4 protein-coding genes and 1 pseudogene are annotated in these 6,155 nt (G+C 48.9%); 1 reads left to right on the top strand and 4 read right to left on the bottom strand.

Annotation, left to right across the window (positions count from 1 at the left end; all coding sequences use genetic code 11):
• Nucleotides 1–101: 101 nt before the first annotated feature.
• Nucleotides 102–326, top strand: a pseudogene (locus H6B30_RS14535) (PcfJ domain-containing protein); the annotation flags it as partial.
• A 170-nt stretch (nt 327–496) separates the two neighbouring features.
• Here the strand turns inward: H6B30_RS14535 and H6B30_RS14530 are convergent.
• Genes H6B30_RS14530 through H6B30_RS14515 form a run of 4 tightly spaced genes read right to left on the bottom strand, consistent with a single transcriptional unit; the run spans nt 497 to nt 6,155 of the window.
• Nucleotides 497–2,782, bottom strand: a complete 2,286-nt coding sequence (locus H6B30_RS14530) for a DEAD/DEAH box helicase (RefSeq protein WP_205111846.1) — start codon at nt 2,780–2,782, stop codon at nt 497–499.
• A 53-nt stretch (nt 2,783–2,835) separates the two neighbouring features.
• Complete coding sequence (locus H6B30_RS14525; RefSeq protein WP_205111844.1) at nt 2,836–3,933, bottom strand: glycosyltransferase family 4 protein; 1,098 nt, start codon at nt 3,931–3,933, stop codon at nt 2,836–2,838.
• Nucleotides 3,934–3,975: 42 nt separating this feature from the next.
• On the bottom strand, nt 3,976–5,037 hold the full coding sequence (locus H6B30_RS14520) for a polysaccharide pyruvyl transferase family protein (protein ID WP_205111842.1): 1,062 nt from the start codon (nt 5,035–5,037) through the stop codon (nt 3,976–3,978).
• Nucleotides 5,034–6,155 carry a glycosyltransferase family 1 protein gene (locus H6B30_RS14515; protein WP_205111840.1) on the bottom strand — a complete coding sequence of 374 codons (1,122 nt, stop codon included), beginning with the start codon at nt 6,153–6,155 and terminating at the stop codon, nt 5,034–5,036. Before H6B30_RS14515 ends, H6B30_RS14520 begins: the two co-directional genes overlap by 4 nt.

Below are 6,155 nucleotides of genomic sequence, written 5' to 3'. Positions count from 1 at the left end.
GTTGCTGCTAAATAATATTGAATAATAGCTATTTATTAGTAACGCTACGCATAATATAACACTTTGCATAATGGTGCTTATGTTCAGCTTTGCATAAGAAGCACTGCGTGTTCGAGTGCGGGTATTACGCCAAATCAGACAGCATCATCCTTTCAGCCCACGACCTTTCGGGCAGGCGCATCGAAACCGTGGAGTTCTCGATTAAGCAAGGAAAAGTGGTACAGAGCCGTGGCGTATGCAACTCCAACACCGAGTTCCACGAACGGATTATAAGGCTCGTGAACGACAATGCCTATCGTTTCCTGGATGCAAAGCTAACGTCATAAGTTTCAAGTAGTGTCAGTGTACCGGCCTGCGCCGTGAGGCGTGTGTCGGTATTTTTCAAGTTTCCATGTATTGAACTATACAAAACGGCACAAAAATGCCGCAAACCGCCCTTGGAACAATTTTGGACAGCTTGCGGCATTTTTGTACTGTGCGGATATTTCCTGCCTTGTCAGGTGCCTAATTCCACGACCTTCTCTTTTCCGGGGAAGACAGTCAGCCTTGCCGTACCGTCATCACGTATCTCTACTTTCGAGTAGTTGGCTTCCACTACTACCTTGCCGTCGAGCATGATGATGCCCCATTGGCAGGGGTTGCACTCCACGGCACAGTAGTTCCCGACAGGCGCGAGGATGTTGCGGTAAACAGGTGGCACGACTATGCGCCCTCCGAGTTTCAGCCCCCACTTCCGACCTGACCGGAAAGGTTCGGCCTGCTGCATTCCGGCCAACCGCTTCTGACGCTTATCCTCCTCTTCCTGCTTCTCTTTTTCCGACCGCATGGATGCACGCCTTGACGCTTCGGCTTTCAGGTGTGGAATGACGGTGTTGAAGTCCTCATCCGGGGTATTCGGGTTTTCGCAAGCGATGTACCGCTTGCCATTGCACTCATCTACAAGGAAGTATTTCCCTGCGGTGTCCTCTACGACTATGCTCCCGTCCGCCAGCATTCCGCAATAACGGTAGTAGGTTTCATAATCTCCGGCAAGGATGCAGGTGCTGTCGTACCCCCACCGTGCATCGTCCTCTTCAACCTGCCTACATCTCGGAACGGAGAAGTAGTCGCAAATACGCAGGTAGAAGCCGTAATCGAAAAGGTTCCTGTTGCCGCGGATTGCCTTTGCCCTATACTTCGTTTTCGTCCTGCTGTAAATGAAGCCGTCAACCTCCAGTAACTGTACTTTCTTGAAGTCCAGCACCTTTGGTTTGCTTGTATATAGCTTTCCATTATACAGGTCCATGTAGGTTTCATGGCCGTTGCCGCCCGTCATCGACAGTATCCTGTCCTTCATGAATTTCACCTTGCTGCACCGTCCAAGCCTTGCCGTTATTCCGCCCTGTTCATCCACTATGCACACCTGTTTATTGTTAAGGCGTACAACAGCAAGACAGCCATCCGTGCCGAGCACCTCCGTATACAGCGGCATTACTGTTATTTTCTCGCCGAGTTTCAGGCCATACAGTCCGCTTACCCTGTCCTTGAATGCCTTTAAATTATCTTGCTTAATACCCAATGGGATGTTATCTACGGCATTAAGGTAGTCAACCAGCTTTTCATGCGTTACGATTGTTTCCATCCCGTCGTCATGTTGGGGTGTTGTGATTTCTGTTTTCTCCGCCCTGGCGGTTTGGCAATATGCTGTCCTTGCCATGTTAGCGTAGCCTTTCCCAGCCAGCCGCCCCTCGAACATGGCTTGCCAGTCACGGTAAGCCGTAGGCAACCCGAACAGGCGGTAAAGCCCCACGTTGTCTATCATCACGCAGCAATCCTTGCCGTCCGTCTTGCGCAGTCCGCGCCCCACCTGCTGCAGGTACTTGGCAAGCGAGAGGGTAGGCCTTGCCAATTGTATGAACTCCACATCGGGACAGTCGAAGCCCTCGCTGAACACGTCCACATTGACCAGTACCTGTATCCTGCCTTTTTTGAAATCCTCGACAAGCTGTTTACGTTCTTTTGCCGGTGTCTTGCTGTCAATGGCGACGGCATTCATCCCATGTTCCTTGTAATACCCGGCGATGTTACGTGCGTGGTCGATGCTTATTGCATAGACAATGCCTTTCTTTCCGTCGGCATACTGCCTGACACTTTCGTACAGTCTCTCTATGCTTGGCCGCCTGTTCAGTACGGCGTCCATTTCCTTCACTTGGAAGTCACCGTCAGCTCCACGCTTCTGCAAGTTGTCAACAAACATTTGGTCTTCGCTGTTCGGACGGATGGACACGTAATCAAAAGCGGACAACCACCCTTGCCGGATGAAGTCCGCTATGCTGTTGGATGTTATCAGCGTGTCAAACAAGTCCGTGAACCCTTTGCCGTTCAAGCGGCATGGCGTGGCGGTCATGCCCAACTTCTTCGTTTCCTGATAGCGCAGCCACAGTTCTTGGTAGGTTTCAGCCAGCGCATGGTGCGCTTCATCTATCACAATCAGACTCGGCCTCTCGTCTTTCAAGTCCTCCCAATGTCTTGACAGCCACTGGATGGACATCACCTTTACCCGTCCGTCCTCTTTGGATATGCCGTAGCGTGCAACGGTTTCCTCTATCTGCTCCACAAGCTCGCGGCGGTGGGCGACTATCCACACGCATTGGCTTTGTTCCTCTTTCAAATGGTCATAAATGATAGAAGCAAGCAGGTGTGTTTTGCCTGTTCCTGTGGGCATCTGCACTATGATGTTACAATGCCGTTCTCCAAATGATAAAATATGTTCTTTTATATGAGATTGGTAATCTCTCAACATATTTCAGATAGCGGATTGATTAACACAAAGTGATTATTGAGATAAATCTCCTGCTACTTTAACCTAAGATATACCTCTGCCACTTGATTGGCAATCTTCTCCCAATCATATATGCTCATATCGTAATTGATGTGTTCCAATGGATGTTCTATTACGGCTTTTAACTTTCCAACAAGTGCATCCACATCGCCAACAGGAAAGTAGTCTTCATTATTAAGACCTACTTCCAAATTGGCAGGTATATCACTCACGATTACCTTTACACCGTAACTCATGGCTTCCAGCAAAGAGATGGGCAAACCTTCGTGGCTTGACGGCAGGCAATAGCAAAGGCAATTCGTCAACAGAGAATGTAGGTTCTTACCCTTTATGAACCCCGTAAGGACAACGCCGTTCTTTCTCGCCATCTCTTTCAGATTGCGTGAATAGTCATCCTCAAAATCCGTATCACCAGCCAGTACAAGTTTTATATCCGTATCAGGATTTTGTTCTCTTACTTCAATATATGCTTCTATGAGGTGATGTAGGTTCTTTTCAGGCACGAAACGGCACATGCCGAGGATATACTTGCCTTTCTCTATGCCAAGTTTCTTAAAGTATCCAGGATAATCACATACTTCAGGCTGAGACACGCCGTTATAAATCAAATGAACGTGGCTTGTCCGGTTGTATTTCCGCTTTATCAGGTTGCGTATCACGTCGGAGATTACTATCACTTCATCTGCAAACATGCAACCCATGCGCTCACCGAGTTTCAGCATTGTCTTTGCTGCAAATCCCCATTTGTCGCGGTCGTAGTCTGGCCCGTGGTGGGTGAAAACAACTTTCATTCCAAACATCTTCGCGTATGGAACAAGCAGTGCAGGACCTATTGCGTGTATGTGCAGTATGTCGGCTTTCAATCGCTTCGCCTCGTTGATGGCCCTGAAAGTGTGGATGATTGCTTCAAATGACTTCTTCTTTGGGCTGTCGATATTCACTAACTTCACGCCGTTCCATTCCGTCAGGTCATCCTTGACGTAATTAGTACGCCGTATCACCGTTACGTCAAATCCACGTTTGGCAATCCTTGGAAAAAGTTCCTCGCAATGCGTTTCCACACCACCCATGATATTCGGAATGCCACGGGTTCCTGTAACTACTATCTTCATAAAAAGGATTAAATAATGATTGTGTATTTAGATATTGTAGCATTACCTGATTTCATTTCTCAGGAAATCCAGACTTTTATTCCTTTTTTGTCTCAGACGTTCATTCACCGCCTTATAGTCTATTTCCTTTTCCTGCCGTTCAAGGTCAAATACAAAACTATCGTCAATGCCTCTGTTCTCAATGCCAAGTGTTTCCAGTAGGTCATTTACTTTCCGTATCCTGTTTTTCTGGGTTAGATATACTTTAAACTGGCGTTCATTCTCAATGGAGAAAGCCGCTCCATGAAACGTACCCGTTATGACGAAGCGTGCGTTCCTGAACATCCATACCCATTGAAAGGGCGTAAGGTTCACGGTGACAGCGGAATAGCGCCTGTCGCACTCTCCGGCACCATAAACGGCCAGGCCATGTCCTTTCGCATAATCGAATATCTGATCCTTTATGTGTGTGGGAAGATTTTCCGCATAGTAGAACAGGATATAGTCCTTGTTCGGCAGTCGGACTTCCTCCATCGGGAAGTCTATAAGGAAAGTCGGGTCAAGCACCTTTAACGGTGTCTTACCGGTAATATGCCTTACAAGTTGCAGTCCTAGGGAATCCCGGACGGAGATGGCCTTGAAACCCCTGATACCTTCCGTAACGTATTCCGGTATTTCTCCATCGGGCGTGGAGTTACCAACGCTTGGCGCATACGACACCAGCCGTTTACAGTTCAACCCCCTGCCAAATTTTATCTCAGCATCGCTTTTCGTATCCCTGAAATTCCATACTTCGTCACTGCCCACCACGATTACGTCAAGCCCCAACCTGTTCACACCGTCCGCATCATAGCAGCGCCGCGTAAGGTTCATGTGTTTGTGTCTGGCCGAATAAAACGTTCCCGGCAATTGTATTTTCTGTATCCATTCACCCATCGTTTCGCGTCCGGCGTAGAACCTGAACCAGCCGCCTGTATTGATGATGAAGTGTTTCAAGTGGATATAATTGATGATGTACACCTCATCGTCCGGATGTTCCTGTCTAATCGCTTCTTGCAACGCATACGCCTGCAGAAACGCTCCGAAATTGGCGATGAAGTGGTGCGTGAGTATTCCTATCTTCATTTCAGTGTGCTGTTATAGATTTCCAGATAAAGGTTTTCCAGTTTCTTGGCTTCTACACGGATGTCATAACCTTTCTCCACAATGGCCTGACGCATATTCCCGCGTTCCTGTCGGGCGGACAACAGTGCTGTGGCTTTTTCCGCCCATGCGTCCGCTCCCGATTCCAGGTCAAGGAACACGGCGTTTTCCGTAAGTCCTATTTCCGGGGTTATCGAGGAAGAGAACAGGCACGGAAGTCCTGCCGCCTGGGCTTCAACACCGACAACAGGCAACCCCTCCCAGTGGGAGGGCAGAATAAACAGATCAAACGCTTGATACCATTCATTAGCGTTCCCCACATTACCCATCATTTTCACCTTGTCTGATATGCCAAGCATCCCGGCCCGGTTCCTGATTTTCTCCTGCAGTTCCCCGTCACCGAGCAGCACGAGGACAGCCTTTTCATCACGTCTGGCTATCTGTGCGAACACTTCGATGAGAAAAACGTGGTTCTTCTGGTGCATGAACCTTCCCACGTGACCCACCACATGTTTACCTTCAAGCCCGTTCTCACCGCGCAATCGTTCCCTTACATCCGGGTTGAACACGAAACGGTCCACGTCGATGGCGTTACGCACGAGCACATAATCCCCACGCTCCATCACGGCTTTTCCGAAATAATATTCACCGGCTTTCAGTCCGCAGGTGAAGTGGTGGGTCATGTTGAACCGCAACATTTTCTTGCAGACCCACTTCAGCGCAATCTTATAGTCGAGATTCAGCCCCTGCCCGTGGGCGTGGTATATCCTTGCGGGTATGCCGGCACGCTTTGCGCTGTTCAGCGCATACAGCCCTAACGCCCCGTTGTGGACTTCCAGCACACGGTATTCAGGATGTTGCCTAACCAGTTGCTTGAAGAACCGAATGTATTGCGGATAATGCAGTGGATGGAGTCCGGGCGAATGGAATATTCTCGCTCCCATGTCCGTGGCTTCCTTGTCGTATGCGCCCGGTTTCAGCTTGTTACATACGAAGTCGAACTGTACCTTGTCACGGTCGATGTGACGGTAGTAATTCATCAACATGGTCTCTATCCCGCCACGGTCCAGGTTACTGACGGAATGCAAAATTCGTATCAT

It is taken from the genome of Marseilla massiliensis, from assembly GCF_016899955.1.
In the GTDB taxonomy this organism is placed as follows: Bacteria; Bacteroidota; Bacteroidia; order Bacteroidales; family Bacteroidaceae; genus Prevotella; species Prevotella intestinigallinarum.
Note: the sequence above shows the minus strand (reverse complement) of the source record. Positions and strands in the feature narration are given on the sequence as shown.